This is a genomic window from Pseudomonas sp. 2(2015), from assembly GCF_000955865.1.
GTDB lineage: Bacteria > Pseudomonadota > Gammaproteobacteria > Pseudomonadales > Pseudomonadaceae > Aquipseudomonas.
Map to the genome: position 1 here is coordinate 94,975 of NZ_JYOF01000020.1, position 17,410 is coordinate 112,384.

18 protein-coding genes are annotated in these 17,410 nt (G+C 64.6%); 8 read left to right on the forward strand and 10 right to left on the reverse strand.

What is annotated here, in order from left to right; translation table 11 throughout:
- Window positions 1-23 precede the first annotated feature (23 nt).
- A complete protein-coding gene (locus UB48_RS23210) occupies window positions 24-416 on the reverse strand; it encodes a lysozyme inhibitor LprI family protein (RefSeq protein WP_045201291.1) in 393 nt (130 codons plus the stop codon).
- 31 nt (window positions 417-447) lie between these two features.
- Window positions 448-873, reverse strand: a complete 426-nt coding sequence (locus tag UB48_RS23215) for a GFA family protein (protein WP_045201292.1) — start codon at window positions 871-873, stop codon at window positions 448-450.
- A 57-nt stretch (window positions 874-930) separates the two neighbouring features.
- Here UB48_RS23215 and UB48_RS23220 point away from each other — a divergent pair, with 57 nt between their 5' ends.
- Window positions 931-1,401 carry an NUDIX hydrolase gene (locus UB48_RS23220; RefSeq protein WP_045201293.1) on the forward strand — a complete coding sequence of 157 codons (471 nt, stop codon included), beginning with the start codon at window positions 931-933 and terminating at the stop codon, window positions 1,399-1,401.
- On the opposite strand, the gene UB48_RS23225 is transcribed toward UB48_RS23220, so the two are convergent.
- Together UB48_RS23225 and UB48_RS23230 are read right to left on the reverse strand one after the other, a co-directional pair.
- Window positions 1,376-1,705, reverse strand: a complete 330-nt coding sequence (locus tag UB48_RS23225; protein ID WP_045201294.1) for a hypothetical protein — start codon at window positions 1,703-1,705, stop codon at window positions 1,376-1,378. The genes UB48_RS23220 and UB48_RS23225 overlap by 26 nt on opposite strands.
- A gap of 90 nt (window positions 1,706-1,795) precedes the next feature.
- The gene (locus UB48_RS23230) at window positions 1,796-2,221 is read right to left on the reverse strand and encodes an SUKH-3 domain-containing protein (protein WP_045201295.1); all 426 of its coding nucleotides are present in this window, start codon (window positions 2,219-2,221) and stop codon (window positions 1,796-1,798) included.
- A gap of 145 nt (window positions 2,222-2,366) precedes the next feature.
- Here UB48_RS23230 and UB48_RS23235 point away from each other — a divergent pair, with 145 nt between their 5' ends.
- Window positions 2,367-2,780: a RidA family protein gene (locus UB48_RS23235; RefSeq protein WP_045201296.1), complete on the forward strand. Its 414-nt coding sequence runs from the start codon at window positions 2,367-2,369 to the stop codon at window positions 2,778-2,780.
- Between the two features lie 120 nt (window positions 2,781-2,900).
- Window positions 2,901-3,404 (forward strand): GNAT family N-acetyltransferase, encoded by a 504-nt coding sequence (locus UB48_RS23240; protein WP_045201297.1) that lies wholly within the window; start codon window positions 2,901-2,903, stop codon window positions 3,402-3,404.
- A 43-nt stretch (window positions 3,405-3,447) separates the two neighbouring features.
- On the opposite strand, the gene UB48_RS23245 is transcribed toward UB48_RS23240, so the two are convergent.
- Window positions 3,448-4,059 carry a hypothetical protein gene (locus tag UB48_RS23245; RefSeq protein ID WP_045201336.1) on the reverse strand — a complete coding sequence of 204 codons (612 nt, stop codon included), beginning with the start codon at window positions 4,057-4,059 and terminating at the stop codon, window positions 3,448-3,450.
- Window positions 4,060-4,262: 203 nt separating this feature from the next.
- Here UB48_RS23245 and katG point away from each other — a divergent pair, with 203 nt between their 5' ends.
- A complete protein-coding gene (katG, locus tag UB48_RS23250) occupies window positions 4,263-6,533 on the forward strand; it encodes a catalase/peroxidase HPI (protein WP_045201298.1) in 2,271 nt (756 codons plus the stop codon).
- An 89-nt stretch (window positions 6,534-6,622) separates the two neighbouring features.
- Here the strand turns inward: katG and UB48_RS23255 are convergent, their stop codons facing one another.
- The 4 genes from UB48_RS23255 to UB48_RS23270 form a co-directional block, all read right to left on the reverse strand.
- A complete protein-coding gene (locus UB48_RS23255) occupies window positions 6,623-7,177 on the reverse strand; it encodes a UPF0149 family protein (protein WP_045201299.1) in 555 nt (184 codons plus the stop codon).
- Window positions 7,178-7,260: 83 nt separating this feature from the next.
- Window positions 7,261-8,463, reverse strand: a complete 1,203-nt coding sequence (locus UB48_RS23260; protein ID WP_045201300.1) for an NAD(P)/FAD-dependent oxidoreductase — start codon at window positions 8,461-8,463, stop codon at window positions 7,261-7,263.
- Window positions 8,464-8,578: 115 nt separating this feature from the next.
- Entirely contained in the window at window positions 8,579-9,571 is a 993-nt protein-coding gene (locus tag UB48_RS23265) for a GlxA family transcriptional regulator (RefSeq protein WP_045201301.1), read from the reverse strand.
- Window positions 9,572-9,626: 55 nt separating this feature from the next.
- Window positions 9,627-10,856, reverse strand: coding sequence for a hypothetical protein (locus UB48_RS23270; RefSeq protein ID WP_045201302.1), 1,230 nt, complete (start codon window positions 10,854-10,856; stop codon window positions 9,627-9,629).
- Between the two features lie 333 nt (window positions 10,857-11,189).
- Between UB48_RS23270 and UB48_RS23275 the strand changes: the two genes are divergently transcribed.
- From UB48_RS23275 to UB48_RS23290, 4 genes are all read left to right on the forward strand, one after another.
- The gene (locus UB48_RS23275) at window positions 11,190-12,902 is read left to right on the forward strand and encodes an amidase (protein ID WP_045201303.1); all 1,713 of its coding nucleotides are present in this window, start codon (window positions 11,190-11,192) and stop codon (window positions 12,900-12,902) included.
- A gap of 51 nt (window positions 12,903-12,953) precedes the next feature.
- Window positions 12,954-13,334, forward strand: a complete 381-nt coding sequence (locus UB48_RS23280; protein WP_045201304.1) for a RidA family protein — start codon at window positions 12,954-12,956, stop codon at window positions 13,332-13,334.
- Between the two features lie 203 nt (window positions 13,335-13,537).
- Window positions 13,538-15,535, forward strand: coding sequence for a U32 family peptidase (locus UB48_RS23285; RefSeq protein ID WP_045201305.1), 1,998 nt, complete (start codon window positions 13,538-13,540; stop codon window positions 15,533-15,535).
- Between the two features lie 87 nt (window positions 15,536-15,622).
- Window positions 15,623-16,252, forward strand: a complete 630-nt coding sequence (locus UB48_RS23290) for a DUF3885 domain-containing protein (protein ID WP_045201306.1) — start codon at window positions 15,623-15,625, stop codon at window positions 16,250-16,252.
- A gap of 1 nt (window position 16,253) precedes the next feature.
- On the opposite strand, the gene UB48_RS23295 is transcribed toward UB48_RS23290, so the two are convergent.
- Entirely contained in the window at window positions 16,254-17,399 is a 1,146-nt protein-coding gene (locus UB48_RS23295; protein ID WP_045201307.1) for a hypothetical protein, read from the reverse strand.
- Between the last annotated feature and the right edge of the window lie 11 nt (window positions 17,400-17,410).

Here is a 17,410-nt window from a genome sequence, read left to right on the forward strand (position 1 = left end):
TGCAGGCAGCCATCCATGACCCTTCAAGGCATCCCGGAAATCCGCTTCAGATACTGGACTCTGGCTTGCGTCTGCTTCAACAGGCAATGGGTATGGATGGTGGCGTAGCCGCTGCCGCCAACCGACTCATACGTCTCCAGTTCACAGCTGGCATCACGAAAGGCAATCCAGGCGCGCTGGGCTTTTTTCAGCGCCACGTCCTGGGTCGGGCGCCCGGGTGACGCGCCTTCTTCCTTGAAACGTGTGACCAGCTCCTGATAGAGCTGATTCAATTGCCGATCGGATTTTTTCAGCGAGCGCTGCATGCATTCGAGCATCTGCACTTCGGTGTTGGCGCCGGGGCACAGGCTGCTTGCCTGGGCCGGGGTAGCCAACACCATCAGCACGCTGAAACCGGCATAAATCAAGCGATACATGGGGGCGTCCTTGCGTTGAAGTTATTTCAGTCTATTGGTGTTGCGGCCAGGTATCGCCAATCACCAGCCAGCAGGCCTTGGACTGTACATGCACATGTTTTTGCCGGGCAGGCTCGAACGGCGTATCCAGGGTGCCCAGCGCAACGCTGATCCAGTCCGGATACTCGCCACTGGCGTTGGCCCAGAACAGGCTCGCGCCGCAGCCTGAACAAAAACTGCGACTCACCGTGGGTGATGACTTGAACACCTGCAACATGCCCTGCGGATCGTTGCAGCTCAGGGCCGCAGCCGGCACGCTGGCGTACGTGGCGAAGGCTGCGCCATGGGCTTTGCGGCACTGGCTGCAGTGGCAGTGGCTGACGGCTTTTAGCGGGGTGTTGATGCGGTAGCTGACGGCGCCGCACAGGCAGCTGCCGTGAAAATCGCTGGTTGTCGGCGCAGATTTGTCGTTGTTCATCCCTGGAGCCCGGTAGAATTTCGCCCGCGATCATAAACCAAGGACAGGAACACCACGATGCGTGAACGTAAATCAGCCCGGCTGTTAGTCATCAGCCCCTCCCGCAGCGTGTTGCTGTTTCGCTTCGTCCATCGCAACGGCGCGCTGGCCGGTGACGATTACTGGGCAACGCCCGGAGGCGGTGTGGAGGAGGGCGAAAACTTCGAACAGGCCGCCATTCGCGAGCTGCGCGAAGAAACCGGCATCGAGGTCGACGCCGTGGGCGCGCACTTGAGCGAGCGGCGCTTTACCATGCAGCTACCCAGCGGCGAGTGGGTCACGTCGGTCGAGCAGTATTACCTGATCCAGGCGCAAAACCAGCAGCTGTGCCGCCAGGGCTGGACGGCTTCGGAGGCCGAGGTGATGGCCGATCATCGCTGGTGGTCGGCCGAGGAACTGCGGCAAACCACCGACATAGTGTGGCCCGAGCGGCTGATTGAAACCCTTGAGTCGGCCGGGGTGTTCAGCGCCGCGCCAGCGCATGGCTGACGCATTGCTCGTAGTAGGTCTGCTGGATGGCTGCGGGCTTGAGGCGTGACTGGCTGTTGTAGGTCTGTTCGGTGATGCCCATGGCGGTCATGCGCATCCACGGCTTGTTGAACTTACGCACCTGCAGGCGCTTGCGCGCGGCGTACAGGGTCACCCCGGACAGCTTCGACTGCTGCGCGCCGGCGGCAATCTGCGAACCCCAACTGCACATGTAGCGGTCATTGTTGCCCAGGGCCTTGGCCTGGGCACCGAGCGGGAGGGCGAGCAGAAAAAACGCTGCCAGGGTTAATCCATAAGCCCGCATAGCACCTACCTAACTTGCTGAAAAGAAAGCGAGTTTGCCAACGAAGCGGCTAGCAGGGGGCCAGCAATTTGCCTTATTTGCGCCTGAATTTCACAGCAGTTGCGCTTGTGGCTGACGGCCCAGCAGCAGGCTTTCTGCAGCAACGACAAAGGTGCTGCCCAGCAGCCAGAAGGCATCGTGAACCTGGCTCATGAGGTAGCAGGCGCCCTGGCTGTCGACAAACAGCGCGCCATGGCCGTGGTGGACATCGCCGATGCACACCAGGGTGGTGTTGAGCTTGTGTTGCATCCTCACGATGACTTTGTCGTCGTGCAGGGCGGGCTTGGCCCTGAACTCGATGTCGCCGGCAGCGCATTCTTCACCGGCGCCACAGTGGCCGACGCACAGGCCGTTGAGGCTCAGCAGCAGCGTGGCCGCCGGATGGTTCGCCGGCACACTGGCCGGTAGCGGGTTGTTGGCCGGCCATCCGGCGGCAATGAACAGTGGGCGTAGGGTGTCAGGTAGGTCGATTGGCATGTCTGCTCTCTGGTCGAATCCGTGCGAGGGGCCAGATTAACACGCCAGTCATCATTGCCCCCTGCGCAGCGCTGGCAACATCAGGCTTGACCTCTACTTAAGTCGAGGTTTGATACTCGCCGCTCCCATCATTCGGAGCAGCACCATGACCGCAGCTTTCCACCTGTCCAACCCCGAAGGCCTCTATGATCCCAGCGCCAATGCCTACTCCCATGTGGCTGAAGTCGCCGCCAATGCCCGGCTGCTGTACATCGCCGGGCAGGGTGGTGAAGACCCTGAGGGCCGCTTGTCGAATGACTTTGCCGAGCAGGCACGCCAGGCCCTGGGCAATCTGCAGATCGCCCTGGCATCCAGAGGCGCAAGCCTGGCCGATGTGTTCAAGCTGACCCTGCTGATCGTCGACCACGACGAGGCCAGGCTGCGTATCTGGGGTAGCGAGGCCCAGCGGGCCTGGGGCAGCAACATGACCCCGACCTGCACGCTGATCCCGGTGCCGCGCCTGGCGCTCGACGGCATGATGATCGAAATCGACGCGGTCGCCGCGCTAGCTGCCGGGTGACATGTTTTAGCGATGGCATTGGCCCCGGCTTTTGTAAACAATAGCGCCCGCAAAACGCGCTGTTCGTTCACTTATCGAGATACCAATGCCGTCGATTCTTCCGCTGTATGAGGTCCAGCCATGAGCGACCTTACTGTCGAGCTCCTGCAAACCGGCCCCGAGCAGATCGAGCTGATCCGCAACCTCTACCAGTTTTACGCCTACGAGTCGTCGGACTGGGAACAGGAAGACGTTGAGGTCGATGGCCGTTTCTATGTGCATGACGAGCACCTGCAACGCTACTGGCAAGAGCTGCAGTGGAGCGCCAACCTGATCCTGGTCGATGGCTACATCGCCGGCTTCCTGCTGATCGAGCGCAGCGAACTGCCCGGCCTAGACGCCCTGGAGCTGGCCGACCTGTTCATCCTCAAGCGCTACCGGCGCAAGGGCATCGCCAGCGCCCTGGCCAGCCAGGTGCTGGCGAGCGGGCAGAACCAGTGGCTGGTACGCTACTACGACCAGGACGAAACCGCCCATGCCTTCTGGCGCGCGGTGCTCGACAAGCTGCCGCGCCCGGTACGCTCGATCGAACTGGACGACGAGCCGGAACTGGTGAACTTCCTCGTGACCCGGGCCTTGCACTGAGCGGGCACGATCGCCAGCATCTGCGCCGCCCTCAGGCTGAAGCTCACACCGACCGTTGTTGCCAGCGCCTGTCCAGGCCTGCCAGCGGATTGCCGAGCCGTTGCGGGGTCTCGCCGGTCAACTGGCACAGCAGCTCGATCAGTGTTTCGCCGTCCAGTACGCCTTGCTCGCGCAGCCGTTCGGCGAGCACCCGCAGCACCGGCCAGTAAGCGCGTAGCAGGCTGTGACAGCGAACCAGGGCCACGGGCCCGGCCTGCGCAACCTGGCGCGCCGGCAGCAGGGCGATCAGTTCATGGGCCCGGCGCAGGTCGCTGGCGCCACTGGTGGTGAGAAAGCGATCATCGGCGCTGTGACGGTAAATTGCCTCGGCCACGGGGCCGGCGAAGCAGTTGAGCAGGTCGCGTTCGATCAGCTCGATCATCGACGGCAGGTGTTCGGCGATGCCTGGCGGCTCGAAGGCGGGCAGGGGCACCAGGTAGTCCGCCTCGACCAGGCCCTTCACTGCCTGCAGGTTGCCGCGCAAATCCACCATCGGCCCGATCAGCGCTTCTGCCCGGGTGCGCACGGTTACCCGCCTGATCGCCAGGCCGTTCCACCAGAAGGCCAGGGCATGGCCGGCTTCGTGGTAGGCGGTGCGACGCGGACGGCTGTTCATGGTCATGACCTCAGGTGAGGCGGCTATCGCTACGATCTGCTCCTTCCCTGGGGTTGGTATAAGAGATTATGGCTATCGGCGGGCAATACTGCGTCTATTTGCTGACTGCCGGGGCCGGGACTAGCCTTGATGATGCGCTGGCGGGTGCCGGCCGGACCTGATGTGGAGATAACTAAAACGCTGGATACAAAGGTAGCTCACCCATGTCTACTGAATCGAAATGCCCGTTCAGTCATGCCGCTGGCGGTGGTACGACGAACCGCGACTGGTGGCCGAACCAACTGAACCTGAAGATCCTTCACCAGCACTCGCCGCAGTCCGATCCCCAAGGCGATGGCTTCAACTATGCCGAGGCCTTCAAGAGCCTGGACTTTCAAGCCCTGAAACAAGACCTGCATGCGCTGATGACCGATTCCCAGGACTGGTGGCCAGCGGATTTCGGTCATTACGGGCCGCTGTTCATCCGCATGGCCTGGCACAGCGCCGGCACCTACCGCACTGGTGATGGCCGTGGCGGCGCAGGCTCCGGACAACAACGCTTCGCGCCGCTCAACAGCTGGCCTGACAACGTCAGCCTGGACAAGGCCCGGCGCCTGCTGTGGCCGATCAAGCAGAAGTATGGCCGGAGCATCTCCTGGGCCGACCTGATCGTGCTCACCGGCAACGTTGCCCTGGAATCCATGGGCTTCAAGACTTTTGGTTTTTCTGGCGGCCGCGCGGATGTCTGGGAGCCGGATGAAGACGTCTACTGGGGCTCGGAAAACAAGTGGCTGGGTGGCGATACCCGCTACGGCAAGGGCCCGCAGCCGATGCAGGAGCCTGGTGAGGGTACCCTGGTCGCCGAGCCCGAGCAGCACGGCAACGAAGAAAGCCGCACCGACCAGGGCCGCAACCTGGAAAACCCCCTGGCCGCGGTGCAAATGGGCCTGATCTACGTCAACCCGGAAGGCCCGGAAGGCAACCCCGACCCGGTCGCCGCCGCCAAGGACATCCGCGAAACCTTTGCACGCATGGCCATGAACGATGAAGAAACCGTGGCCCTGATCGCCGGCGGCCATGCCTTCGGTAAAACCCACGGCGCCGGCCCTGCCGATAACGTCGGCCCGGAACCGGAAGCCGCCGGTCTTGAAGAACAGGGCCTGGGCTGGCGCAACAGCTTTGGCACGGGCAAGGGCGCCGACACCATCACCAGCGGCCTGGAAGTGACCTGGACCACCACGCCAACGCGCTGGAGCAACAACTACCTGGAAAACCTCTTCGGCTTCGAGTGGGAACTGACCAAGAGCCCGGCCGGGGCCAACCAGTGGACGCCAAAAAACGGCGCCGGTGCGGGGATCATCCCCGATGCCCACGACCCGAACAAACGGCGCAACCCGACCATGCTCACCACCGACCTGTCGCTGCGCTTCGACCCGATCTACGAGCCGATCTCGCGGCGCTTTCTGGCCAATCCCGAGCAATTGAGCGATGCCTTTGCCCGTGCCTGGTACAAGCTGATCCACCGCGACATGGGCCCGCTGTCGCGTTACCTGGGCCCGGAACTGCCCAGCGAAGAGCTGCTCTGGCAAGACCCGATCCCGGCGCTCGACCATGCCCTGGTCGATGACAGCGACGTGACCGCACTGAAGGCCAGGCTGTTGGCGTCGGGGCTGTCGGTGGCCGAACGGGTGTCCACGGCCTGGGCGGCGGCCTCGACCTTCCGCGGCTCCGACAAGCGCGGCGGGGCCAATGGCGGGCGCCTGCGCCTGGCGCCGCAGAAGTTCTGGCAGGCCAACCAGCCTGAGCAACTGGCCAAGGTGCTGAGCGTGCTGGAAGGCATCCAGAACGACTTCAACAGTGCCCAGGCCGGTGGCAAGAAAATCTCCCTGGCCGACCTGATCGTGCTGGCAGGCAGCGCCGCCGTCGAGCAGGCGGCAAAAAACGCCGGGGTCGATATCCGCGTGGCGTTTGCCCCGGGGCGCATGGATGCCTCGCAGGAGCAGACCGACGTCGAGTCGTTCGGTTTTCTTGAGCCCAATGCCGATGGTTTTCGCAACTACCTGAAGAACAGCTACCGGGTGCCGGCTGAGGCCTTGCTGATCGACAAAGCGCAACTGCTGACCTTGAGCGCGCCGGAAATGACCGTGCTGGTGGGCGGCCTGCGGGTGCTGGGGGTCAATGCCGGGCAAAGCAAGCACGGCGTCTTCACTCAGCAGCCGGGTACACTGAGCAACGACTTTTTCGTCAACCTGCTGGACATGGGCGTGGAGTGGAAGCCGGTGTCGGCGGCCAACGAAACGTTCGAAGGGCGTGACCGCAAGACTGGCGCGGTGAAATGGACCGGCACCCGGGTCGACCTGGTGTTTGGTTCCAACTCGCAACTGCGGGCGCTGGCGGAGTTCTATGCCAGTCGCGACGCCAAGGAGCAATTCATCAAGGACTTCGTCGCGGCCTGGACGAAAGTGATGAACCTGGACCGGTTCGATCTCAAGTAAGCCTCATCGCGGGTCAATTCCGCTCCCCTGTGGGAGCGGGACTTGCCCGCGATCGAGCGCAAAGCGGTCGTAATGCACCACAGAGCCAATCAGCGCTGCGCCAGCCAGTAGTCATGCAGCGCCCGCGCCGCCGGGGCAATCGCCACCACCCGCTGACGATGCAAGGCTACGTCCAGGTTCGCCGGCAGCTCGAATTCATCCTGCTCGGCCCAGCCGGTAATCACCTGCAAGGCCTGCATTTGCGCTTCAGGCAGCACCGGCCAGTTGGCAATGGCGATACCGCGCAAATAACCAAAGCACCATTCCTCTGCCAATGGCAGCGGCTGGCCCTGGTGTTCGGTCTGCTCAAGGCGCGGGGCAAATGCCTGCGGCGCTTCAACCAGCTGGGTGGCCAGGCTGTTCAGGTGACGGGCACACAGCTCGACGAAGCGCTGGCAGTCAGCAGCGTTTTGCCATTCCGGCATCTGCCCGCCCCAGATCGCCGGGAACCACTCGCTGATGTCCACCTGCACCGGGCTCGACACCAGCGCAGTGAAGTAGCCGTCGAGCTCCGAGGCGTTGAGCACCGAGTGGTCATCGCCGTACTGCTGCAAAGTGGCGTCGAGGAACGCGAAGTCGGCAGCGGCGAGTGGCTGGTCGTGCATGGGTAACTCCTTGGCCGGTCAGGCAGGCGGGCAAAAGGCCGGGAGGATGCCGTTTTGCACCGCTTTTATCCAGCCCCCGTACCTCAGGCTACCGGAATCATCGGATCAGCGGCGGCCAGGGCGGTAGCGCGATCCGCCACCGGCGGGTAGATCCACAGGGTATTGATCTGGGTCTTGAGGGCCTTGGCTTCTTCCTTCACCAACTTCAGCTGACGCTCCCAGCCTTCGGTGAACACCGCACCCCAGGCCCCAAGGTCGAGGCAGGTCACGTACTTGGGTTGGCGGTAGGGCAGCGGGGCGACGCCAAGCAGGTCGGCGGCGACATTGTTGCCGGCGTGACGGCCAAGGGCGATGGCGTGCTGGCAGGACATCAGCGAGTAATTGCCCAGCTCATCGGTGGCGGCGCAAGCGACATCACCTGCGGCATACACATGCTCCTGGCCGATGACCTTGAGGTTGGCATCGACTTGCAGGCGCCCCTGGCCGTTGCGCTCGCCAGGCACTTGCGCGGTTAGCGGGTTGGCGCGAAAACCGACGGTCCAGATCACCGTGCTGGCCTCGATGCGCCGGCCATCGGCGAGGGTCACGCCGTGGGCATCGACCGACTCCACCATGGCATCGAGCAGCCACTCGACGCCCAGTTGTGCGCTGGCCTCGACAATCGCCGGGGCGATGGCCTCGCCCATGGCTGCGGCCACCTTGCTGCCGCGGTCGACAATGATCACCCGCACCTCGCTGTCGTCACCCAGCGCCGCGCGCAAGCGTGCGGGCATTTCAGTGGCGGTTTCGATGCCGGTAAAGCCGCCGCCGGCGACCACCACGGTGTTGCGCGCAAGGCTCGAGGGCTGGGACTTGAGGCGCTTGAGGTGCTGCTCAAGGCGCACTGCCGATTCGATTTCATCGACATCGAAGGCGTACTGGTGCATGCCGGCCAGGTTCGGGCGCATCAGTTGGCTGCCGGCCGCCAGCACCAGGCGGTCGTAGCGCAGTTGCTGCAGGGCGCCGCTTGCGTTGCGGTAGCCGACGGTCCTGGCCTGGGTGTCGATGGCTGTTGCCGAACCCTGGACAAAGCGCACGCCAACCGCCTCGAACAACGCCCCCAGCGGGGCGAACAGGGTATGCGCGTCAGCTTCGTAGAAGCGCGGGCGCATGCGCAGTTCGGCTTGCGGGGCGAGTACCGAAATGGTGACGTCCTGCCGGTCTTGCAGGTCCAGCTGCCGTGCTGCGCTCAAGGCGCTCCAGACGCCGGCAAAACCTGCGCCGATAACCACAATGTGCTGTTGCATGGGAGAGCTCCTGACGACGAGTGACCACGGGGCAGGTTGACTGCCGATGGCATGATCGTAAGGGCAGGGCGGCGGCGGCCCCAGGCCAAATACCCCTGAGTTTCAGCCAGGTTGTTCAGACCGTAGCGCTGAAGCGGCTGCGGTAGTCGCGCGGCGAGATCGACAGGTGACGCTGGAAGGTGTTGCGCATGCGTTCTTCATCGGCAAAACCGCACTGGCGGGCGATCTGTTCGATATTGCGGGTCGAGCTTTCCAGCAGCCGCCGGGCGGCTTCCAGGCGGAACAGTTCGATGGCCTTGGACGGCGTGCGGCCGGTCTTGAGCTTGTACAGGCGGGTGAAATTGCGCGGGCTCATGCACGCCTGTTCGGCCAGGCGCTCGACATTCAGGCGCGGGTCGCCGAGGTTTTCGCCGAGCCACAGGTGCAGTTGCTCGAACGCGGCGGCGTCCTGGCTTTGTGATTGCAGCAGGGTGCTGTACTGGGCCTGGCCGCCGGGGCGCTTGAGGTACACCACCAGTTCACGGGCGACGGCCATGCTCACCTCGCGCCCACAGTCGGCTTCTACCAGGGCCAGGGCCAGGTCGATGCCGGCACTGACCCCGGCCGAGGTCCACACCGTGCCGTGCTGGATGAAGATCGCATCGGCGTCCACCTCGATGGCCGGGAATGTCTGCCTGAGGCTGTCGCACATGGCCCAATGAGTGGCGGCGCGGCGACCGTCGAGCAGGCCGGCCTTGGCCAGCAGAAAGGCCCCGCTGCACACCGAGGCGATGCGCCGGGCGCGAGCGGCATTGGCCTGCAGCCAGGTGGTGAGCGCGCCGTAGTCGCCCAGGGTCTGGCAGATCGCCGGGGCGCCGGGGACGATGAAGGTATCAACGGCTGCTGCGGCCAGTTGCTCCAGGCGCGAGGTATCCACGGCCAGGCCTTCGGCACTGGCCATCAGGCCGCCTTCAAGGCTGGCGGTATGCAGTTGGTAGCCGGGCAGGCCACGCGCCTGCATGGCCCTGGACGCCGCCCAGAACACCGTTTGCGCACCGGTCAGGTCAAGCAGGCCCATCTGCGGGTAGGCGACGAACACAATGAGGCGAGGCTGGTTCAGGGGCTTCATCGCGATTGTTCTTGGTTGTTAATAGCGGTGGGCAAACTTTACCAGAATGGCGGCTTCAGCCCATGGGCGTCAGCTGGCTCAACTGCTCGGCGCTGGGAAAGCCGAGGGTGCGAAAGCGTGGCGGATAGAGCTCGCCGTCTTTAGCCAGCAGCTCGCCCAGCAGCGTCTCGACCTCGTGCCAGGCCACCACCTGGGTCTGGGCCGAGCCGTCTGCCTGGGGCTGGACCAGGATCACCCGGTCGGTTTGCGGCAACGAGGTGAACACGCCCTCGGTCCAGGCCGCGATCGAAAAGCTGCTATTGCCGTTTTCGGCGTCGCTGTAAAGCCTGTGGGTGGCGACGAAGATGTCCTCGGGATGGGCTTCGTGAATCTTGTCGAGAAACTCTTTTTGCGTGCTATAGATGCCGTGGCGCAGCAGCCGCTGCAGGTCGCCCAGGCGCGCTTGCAGGTGCGCGTCCTGCACCTGGAAGGGCACGATGCGGCGGTCGTGATAGGTATAGATCTGGCTCGACTGCGCGCGGCCGTGCTCCAGCGCCTGGAAGCTCAGCTCGACCATCTGCCGCAGGTTGTCGGCGTCCTTGTCGCCGGTGACCATCAGCACATCGCGGCTGGGCATCATGAACACCGGCTGGCCCTTGAGCGCCAAGCGCTGCAGCACGTCGGGCAGCAGCACGCGGCTGGTGTCGTAGCCGTCCTTCCAGGCGCCCTGGTACAAACCGGGCAGGATCGCCTCGAAGGCATCGGGACTGGCGTCGCGCAGGTTGTCCAGGGCAATCGCCAGCGCCTGCTCCAGGCTGATGCCCCAGTCCTGTTGCGGGCCGGCGGTCTGGGTCGAGGTGGTGTCGGGGTAGTCGATGGCCAGCAAGGTCACGCAGTCTTCGCAGAACGGCTGCCAGGCCATGGGGCAGGGCGAGTCCCAGCCGTGATGACGGACCTGATGCAGGCGGATCTCTTCGAGCATGGCCAGGTTGCGGATCACCGGCCGCAGCAGCGGCCGAACCTGCTCCAGGGGCTGCACCGCGGTGCTGTTGCGGCTGTCGATCAGGCCGCGCAGGTAGCTGTTGAGTACCTCGGTTTTGCGGCCCTTGTCGGCGTTCAGGTAGTCACGGTAGGCGTTGTGCAGGTTGAAGTAACTGCCGGCGCCGTAGCGCAGGCGAAAGTCGTCGGCCTGATAGTCCAGTGGCTCGGCATAACCGCCGGCGCGCGCGGCCTTGATGAAGGTACGGGCAAAGCCTTCCTCGGTAGGCGTGCGCTTGAACAGCGTGTCGAAAAGTGCCCTGAACATGTGCGAAATCCTCCGTGAACGCGAAGTGCGCATGATGCTCGTGGTGGTGGGAGGGGTAAAGCTGAATATCTGCGCCTCGCCCAGGCCTGGCGGCCGATTTTGCACCTTCGCACGCGGCTGAATGCACCGCTGCCCGCTGGCTCCCCGTTCCGCTGTGGGCAATTTTGGTGCTAAATAGGCCGCTCAGGTAATTCGTCCAGACCCTGCAGCGTCATGCCGTGCAATGAGAACAACTATGCGAACCCATCTTCAAAGCCGTGAAATCCCCGTGCTCCAGACCCCGTGTGGTGCAAGCCTTAACCCAGTCAGCCATCAACCCTCGGCGGTAGCAGCATGATCGAAGTCACAGAGGTTTCCATTGCCCAGCTGCGCGCTGCGCTCGAGTCCGGCCAGACCACCGCGGTGGAGCTGGTCAAGGCCTACCTGGCGCGCATCGACGCCTACGATGGCGCGAACACTGCCACCAAGCTCAATGCTGTAGTGGTGCACAACCCCGAAGCGCTGAACGAAGCGCAGGCTTCTGACGAACGCCGCGCCCAGGGCCAGACCCTCGGCCCGCTCGACGGCATCCCGTATACCGCCAAGGACAGCTACCTGGTCAAGGGCCTGACCGCCGCCTCCGGCAGCCCGGCCTTCGCTGACCTGGTGGCCTATCGCGACGCCTTCACCATCGAGCGCCTGCGCGCTGCCGGCGCCATTTGCCTGGGCAAGACCAATATGCCGCCGATGGCCAACGGCGGCATGCAGCGCGGCGTTTATGGCCGCGCCGAAAGCCCGTACAACGCCGACTACCTGACCGCACCGTTTGCCTCCGGCTCCTCCAACGGCGCCGGTACCGCCACGGCGGCCAGCTTTGCCGCCTTCGGCCTGGCCGAAGAAACCTGGTCCAGTGGTCGCGGCCCGGCCTCGAACAACGGCCTGTGCGCCTACACGCCCTCGCGCGGGGTGATCTCGGTGCGTGGCAACTGGCCGCTGACGCCGACCATGGACGTGGTGGTGCCCTTTGCCCGGACCATGGCCGACCTGCTCGAAGTGCTCGACATCGTCGTCGCCGAAGACCCGGACAAACGCGGCGATCTGTGGCGCCTGCAGCCCTGGGTGCCGATCCCCAGCGTCGACTCGGTGCGCCCGGCCTCCTACCACGAGCTTGCAGCCGATGCCGCAGCGCTCAAGGGCAAGCGTTTCGGCGTGCCGCGCATGTACATCAATGCCGACCCAGAGGCCGGTACCAGCGAAGCCCCGGGCATCGGTGGCCCGACCGGCCAGCGGATCAACACCCGGCCATCGGTGATCGCTCTCTGGGAGCAGGCGCGCAAGGCCCTGGAAGCGGCCGGCGCCGACGTCATCGAAGTCGATTTCCCGCTGGTGTCCAACTGCGAAGGCGATCGCCCGGGGGCGCCGACCGTGTTCAATCGCGGCCTGGTGTCCAAGGAGTTCCTCCACCACGAGCTGTGGGATCTGACTGCCTGGGCTTTCGATGATTTCCTCCAGGCCAACGGCGACCCCAAGCTCAACCGCCTGGTTGACGTCGACGGGCCGAAGATTTTCCCGCATGATCCGGGCACGCTGCCCAACCGCGAAGGCGACCTGGCCGCTGGCATGGACGAATACGTGCGCATGGCCGAGCGCGGCATCACCCCGTGGGACCAGATCAGCACCGTGCCGGACGGCCTGCGCGGCCTGGAACAGACCCGGCGCATCGACCTTGAAGACTGGATGGACGCGCTCAAGCTTGACGTGGTGATCTTCCCGACTGTCGCTGATGTTGGCCCGGCCAACGCTGATGTCGACCCGGCGTCGGCTGACATCGCCTGGAGCAACGGCGTGTGGGTGGCCAACGGCAACCTGGCGATCCGTCACCTGGGCGTGCCGACGGTGACCGTGCCGATGGGCGTGATGGCCGATATCGGCATGCCGGTGGGCTTGACCTTTGCCGGTCGCGCCTACGACGATTCGTCATTGCTGCGCCTGGCGGCTGCCTTCGAGTCGACCGGCTCCAGGCGCCTGGTGCCACCGCGCACGCCGGCGCTGGCCGGCGGCAAGTAAGCAGAAGGGGCGGGTAACCGCCCTTTTTTATTCCCCAGACACGAGATACCCATGGCTAACCAAGACATCACTTTCATCCCCGACCCGGACGCCGAGTCGATCTCTTCTGACGTCGCCGGTTTCGGCGGCATCCTGGTCTCGACCCAGATCCCCACCCGTGCCGACGGCAGCCTGGAACTGGGCGATATCACCGCCCAGAGCGAATGTACCCTGCAAGCGCTGAAAGTCGCTCTGGAGCGTGCTGGCAGCTCCATGGACCGGGTGTTGCACCTGACCATCTACCTCACCGACATGGCCGAGCGTGCGGCGTTCAACGAGGTCTACCAGCGCTTCTTCGCCAAGCCCTGGCCGGTACGCGCCGCCGTCGGCGTGGCGTCGCTGGCGGTGGAAGGCATGCGTGTGGAAGTGACTGCGATGGCGGCCAAGGCCTGAGTTGTTGCGGCGGCTGCACTGGCCTCATCGCTGGCAAGCCAGCTCCCACTGGTCTTGCGCTAATCCTGGGAACAGCGCCGAACCTGTGGGAGCTGGCTTGCCAGCGATAGACCTACACAGGCCACCGGGCAGGCTACGGGTGCCGTTCAGGCGTTTCGCCGCTACAATGCGCGCCTCGACCGTGACAGCCTGACTAAAAAAACATGTCCCTGCCCAAGCATCACCTGGAATTGCTCAGCCCCGCCCGCGATGTCGCCATCGCCCGCGAGGCCATTCTGCATGGCGCCGATGCCGTGTACCTCGGCGGCCCGAGCTTCGGTGCGCGCCACAATGCCTGCAACGAAGTCAGCGATATCGCCCAGCTGGTGGAATTTGCCCGCCGCTACCACGCGCGGGTGTTCACCACCATCAACACCATTCTCCACGACAACGAGCTGGAGCCGGCGCGCAAGCTGATCCACGAACTGTACGATGCCGGCGTCGACGCGCTGATCGTCCAGGACCTGGGGGTGATGGAGCTGGACATCCCGCCGATCGAGCTGCACGCCAGTACCCAGACCGACATCCGCACCCTGGCCCGGGCCAAGTTCCTCGACCAGGCCGGCTTCTCCCAGCTGGTGCTGGCCCGCGAGCTGAACCTGCAGGAAATCCGCGCCATCGCCGACGAGACCGACGCGGCGATCGAGTTCTTCATCCACGGTGCGCTGTGCGTGGCCTTCTCCGGCCAGTGCAACATCTCCCACGCCCAGACCGGGCGCAGCGCCAACCGTGGCGACTGCTCCCAGGCCTGCCGCCTGCCGTACACCCTCAAGGACGAAAAGGGCGGGGTGATCGCCTACGAGAAGCACCTGCTGTCGATGAAGGACAACAACCAGAGCGCCAACATCCGCGCCCTGGTCGAGGCCGGCGTGCGCTCGTTCAAGATCGAAGGGCGCTACAAGGACATGGGCTATGTGAAGAACATCACCGCCTACTACCGCCAGCGCCTGGACGCCGTGCTCGAAGACCGCCCGGACCTCGCCCGCGCCTCCAGCGGCCGTACCGCGCACTTCTTCCTGCCCGACCCGGACAAAACCTTCCACCGCGGCAGCACCGACTACTTCGTCAGCGAGCGTAAGATCGACATCGGCGCCTTCGACTCGCCGACCTTCACCGGCCTGCCGGTGGGCGTGGTCGAGAAAGTCGGCAAGCGCGACCTGCAGGTGCTCACCCACGAGCCGCTGTCCAACGGCGACGGCCTCAACGTGCTGGTCAAGCGCGAAGTGGTGGGCTTTCGCGCCAACATCGCCGAGCCGAAAGGCGAGTTCGATGAAGACGGCGAAAAACGCTACCGCTACCGCGTCGAGCCCAACGAGATGCCCAAGGGCATGCACCAGCTGCGGCCCAACCACCCGCTGAGCCGCAACCTCGACCACAACTGGCAGCAGGCTTTGCAAAAGACCTCGGCCGAGCGCCGTATCGGCCTGGCCTGGGTGGCCAAGCTTGATGAACAGCGCCTGGCCCTGACCGCCACCAGCGAAGAGGGCATCAGTGCCAGCGTCGCCCTGGACGGCCCGTTCGGCCTGGCCAACAAGCCGGAGCAGGCGCTGGAGCAACTGCGCGACCTGCTCGGCCAGCTGGGCACCACCGAGTACCATGCCACCGCCGTTCAGCTCGATGCGCCGCAGGCGTACTTCATTCCCAATTCGCAGCTCAAGGCCCTGCGCCGCGAGGTCATCGAAGCGCTGACCGCCGCGCGCATCCAGGCCCACCCGCGCGGTGGCCGCAAGGCCGAAACCAACCCGCCGCCGGTGTACCCGGAGTCGCACCTGTCGTTTTTGGCCAACGTCTACAACCAGAAGGCCCGCGACTTCTATCACCGTCACGGGGTCAAGCTGATCGACGCCGCCTACGAGGCCCACGAAGAGGCGGGCGAAGTGCCGGTGATGATCACCAAGCACTGCCTGCGTTTCTCCTTCAACCTGTGCCCCAAGCAGGCCAAGGGCGTTACCGGCGTGCGCACCAAGGTGGCGCCGATGCAGCTGATTCACGGTGATGAAGTACTGACCCTGAAGTTCGACTGCAAGCCGTGCGAGATGCACGTCATCGGCAAGATGAAAGGCCACATCCTTGGCCTGCCGCAACCGGGCAGCGTGCAGCAGGTGGTCGGGCATATCAGCCCTGAAGACCTGCTCAAGACCATCCCGCGCGCGCCGCATTGAGTGAAACACCGCGGCCAGCACCTTCAGGGTGTTGGCCGCAATGGACTCTGGCCCCAGCTGTGCGGGGCCGACAGCCAGGAAGGTAACGTGAATCTACAATTGCAAATCCAGCACATTTTCAGCGGCCTGGCCTTCGCCAGGCCGCTTTTCTATAACTACCCGCACGGCCTGCGCTTTGAGCTGGCCGAAGGTGGCAGCGACATCGAACGCTTCCTGCTGGCGGTCAGCAAGGCCACCGCAGTGTGCCGGGACCTGTTTGCCGGTGAGCAATCGCTGGTGGTGTGCCTGCGCACCCATACCGACGGCAACGGTTTTGCCCGGCGCGAGCTGTTGCGTGGCCTGCAAGCGGCCGGCATTCGCATCCCCGCCCAGCGCTCGCTGTGGAGTGAACGGCTGGACCCGGACGACTGGTTCGACGAGCACCGGCCCGAGTACTGGTTGCACCTGGCGTTTGAACTGCCGCTGTCGATGCTGCAACCGCTGCTCTGGTGTGCGCTGTCCGGCAGCGCCGGGGTCATTCGCCCGAGCCTGTGCTGTGGCGTCTACCTGTTCAACCTCAACCAGCGCCTGATGGTCTGGCCCTATGACGATCGCGGCATGGACGTAGTCGGCCCCAACCATGCGCTGTTGTCGCAGCTGTACCGCCAGCACCAGCCGTGGCTGCTGGACTACGACCGCGAGCGCATGGACGCAAGCTTCGCCACCGTCCTGCATTGACTCACTGCAGCGACTCGATTTTCCAGCGCCAGGTGCCCAGCGGGTTGTCTTCGCGGGTGCGGACGAACACGCCGTAGTCGACCAGGTAGCTGTAGCCTTCGCGCCAACGGTTGCCGCGCGGGCTCTGCCAGGTGCAGGTCAACGGCTTGGCGCTGCCTTGCAGGGCCGGGTGCAGGGCGCTGGCCGCTTGCGCCTTGCCGACCTGGCAATGGGTGGTGCGGGTAATGCTCGCAGTTTGCCCGGCGTGGCTGCTGGTGTAGCTCAGCTGCGCATGGGCGGGCAGGGTTTGCCAGTCGCCGCTGAATGACAGCGCGGTCAAGCTGTCGCTGGCGTCCTGCTCCTGCCCGGTCATGATGTCGATGCCGCGTGCGGCCAGATCGAACAGGCCGCGAAAGCTCAGTTGCAGCTGTTGCGCTATCGTCGGGTCCACAGCCTGTAGCAACAGCTGGCCGGAGCGGCTGTCGGTGCTGAGGAATACCTGGCGCGGCCTGTTGACGGCATTGTCGCCGTCGTTGACGTTGGCGTCGTAGCGATAATCCAGCCGGTGCAGGCTCAGGCGTGGTGTCGGCAGGTCGAGGGCGGCGATGGCCGCAAGCACTTCAGGCCTGGCCCTGGGCGGCAAAAACGGCGGCGGCAACGGTGTACGGGCTTTGAGCGGGGCAAGCTTGGCAAGCTCGGCCGGCGCTTGGCAGGCGGCGTCGAACAACTGCTGATAGTACAAAGGGGCCTGCCGGTAGAACGCGCTGAAGGGCTGCGATTCGAGTCGGGTGCGGTCTAGGCGATCGTCGTTGTCGAGGAACACCTGGCTTTGCCGGCTGATGAGTTGGCGCTGGCAATAGAACGCCAGGCGCTCGCGGCTGTGCAGGGCCATCACCGCGTGGCCGTATTGCATCGGATAGCGGTGGCGCTGGATGCCGGTCCAGGCGTAGGTAATGTCGCCTTCATGCTGCAGGCTGTTACGGTCGATCAGCAGCCAGTCCTGATCTTCGTCCAGGTTCAGCACGCGCCAGTCGGGGGCCGGACTCTGGTACTCGGGCAACTGACCGGCACCTGGCGGATCGGCTTGAAAGTGGCTGCAAGCGGCCAGGGTGAGCACAGCCAGGCTCGCAGCAAGCGGTTTGAGGGCAAAACGGGCGAGGGCATCCATGCGCATAGGCT

Coding starts and splice junctions, on each gene's coding strand:
- katG (WP_045201298.1), top strand. CDS start 4,263: ATGTCTACTGAATCGAAATGCCCGTTCAGTCATGCCGCTGGCGGTGGT.
- UB48_RS23265 (WP_045201301.1), bottom strand. CDS start 9,571: ATGAAGCCCCTGAACCAGCCTCGCCTCATTGTGTTCGTCGCCTACCCG.
- UB48_RS23260 (WP_045201300.1), bottom strand. CDS start 8,463: ATGCAACAGCACATTGTGGTTATCGGCGCAGGTTTTGCCGGCGTCTGG.
- UB48_RS23230 (WP_045201295.1), bottom strand. CDS start 2,221: ATGCCAATCGACCTACCTGACACCCTACGCCCACTGTTCATTGCCGCC.
- UB48_RS23220 (WP_045201293.1), top strand. CDS start 931: ATGCGTGAACGTAAATCAGCCCGGCTGTTAGTCATCAGCCCCTCCCGC.
- UB48_RS23245 (WP_045201336.1), bottom strand. CDS start 4,059: ATGAACAGCCGTCCGCGTCGCACCGCCTACCACGAAGCCGGCCATGCC.
- UB48_RS23235 (WP_045201296.1), top strand. CDS start 2,367: ATGACCGCAGCTTTCCACCTGTCCAACCCCGAAGGCCTCTATGATCCC.
- UB48_RS23295 (WP_045201307.1), bottom strand. CDS start 17,399: ATGGATGCCCTCGCCCGTTTTGCCCTCAAACCGCTTGCTGCGAGCCTG.
- UB48_RS23215 (WP_045201292.1), bottom strand. CDS start 873: ATGAACAACGACAAATCTGCGCCGACAACCAGCGATTTTCACGGCAGC.
- UB48_RS23280 (WP_045201304.1), top strand. CDS start 12,954: ATGGCTAACCAAGACATCACTTTCATCCCCGACCCGGACGCCGAGTCG.
- UB48_RS23255 (WP_045201299.1), bottom strand. CDS start 7,177: ATGCACGACCAGCCACTCGCCGCTGCCGACTTCGCGTTCCTCGACGCC.
- UB48_RS23225 (WP_045201294.1), bottom strand. CDS start 1,705: ATGCGGGCTTATGGATTAACCCTGGCAGCGTTTTTTCTGCTCGCCCTC.
- UB48_RS23285 (WP_045201305.1), top strand. CDS start 13,538: ATGTCCCTGCCCAAGCATCACCTGGAATTGCTCAGCCCCGCCCGCGAT.
- UB48_RS23240 (WP_045201297.1), top strand. CDS start 2,901: ATGAGCGACCTTACTGTCGAGCTCCTGCAAACCGGCCCCGAGCAGATC.
- UB48_RS23275 (WP_045201303.1), top strand. CDS start 11,190: ATGATCGAAGTCACAGAGGTTTCCATTGCCCAGCTGCGCGCTGCGCTC.
- UB48_RS23210 (WP_045201291.1), bottom strand. CDS start 416: ATGTATCGCTTGATTTATGCCGGTTTCAGCGTGCTGATGGTGTTGGCT.
- UB48_RS23270 (WP_045201302.1), bottom strand. CDS start 10,856: ATGTTCAGGGCACTTTTCGACACGCTGTTCAAGCGCACGCCTACCGAG.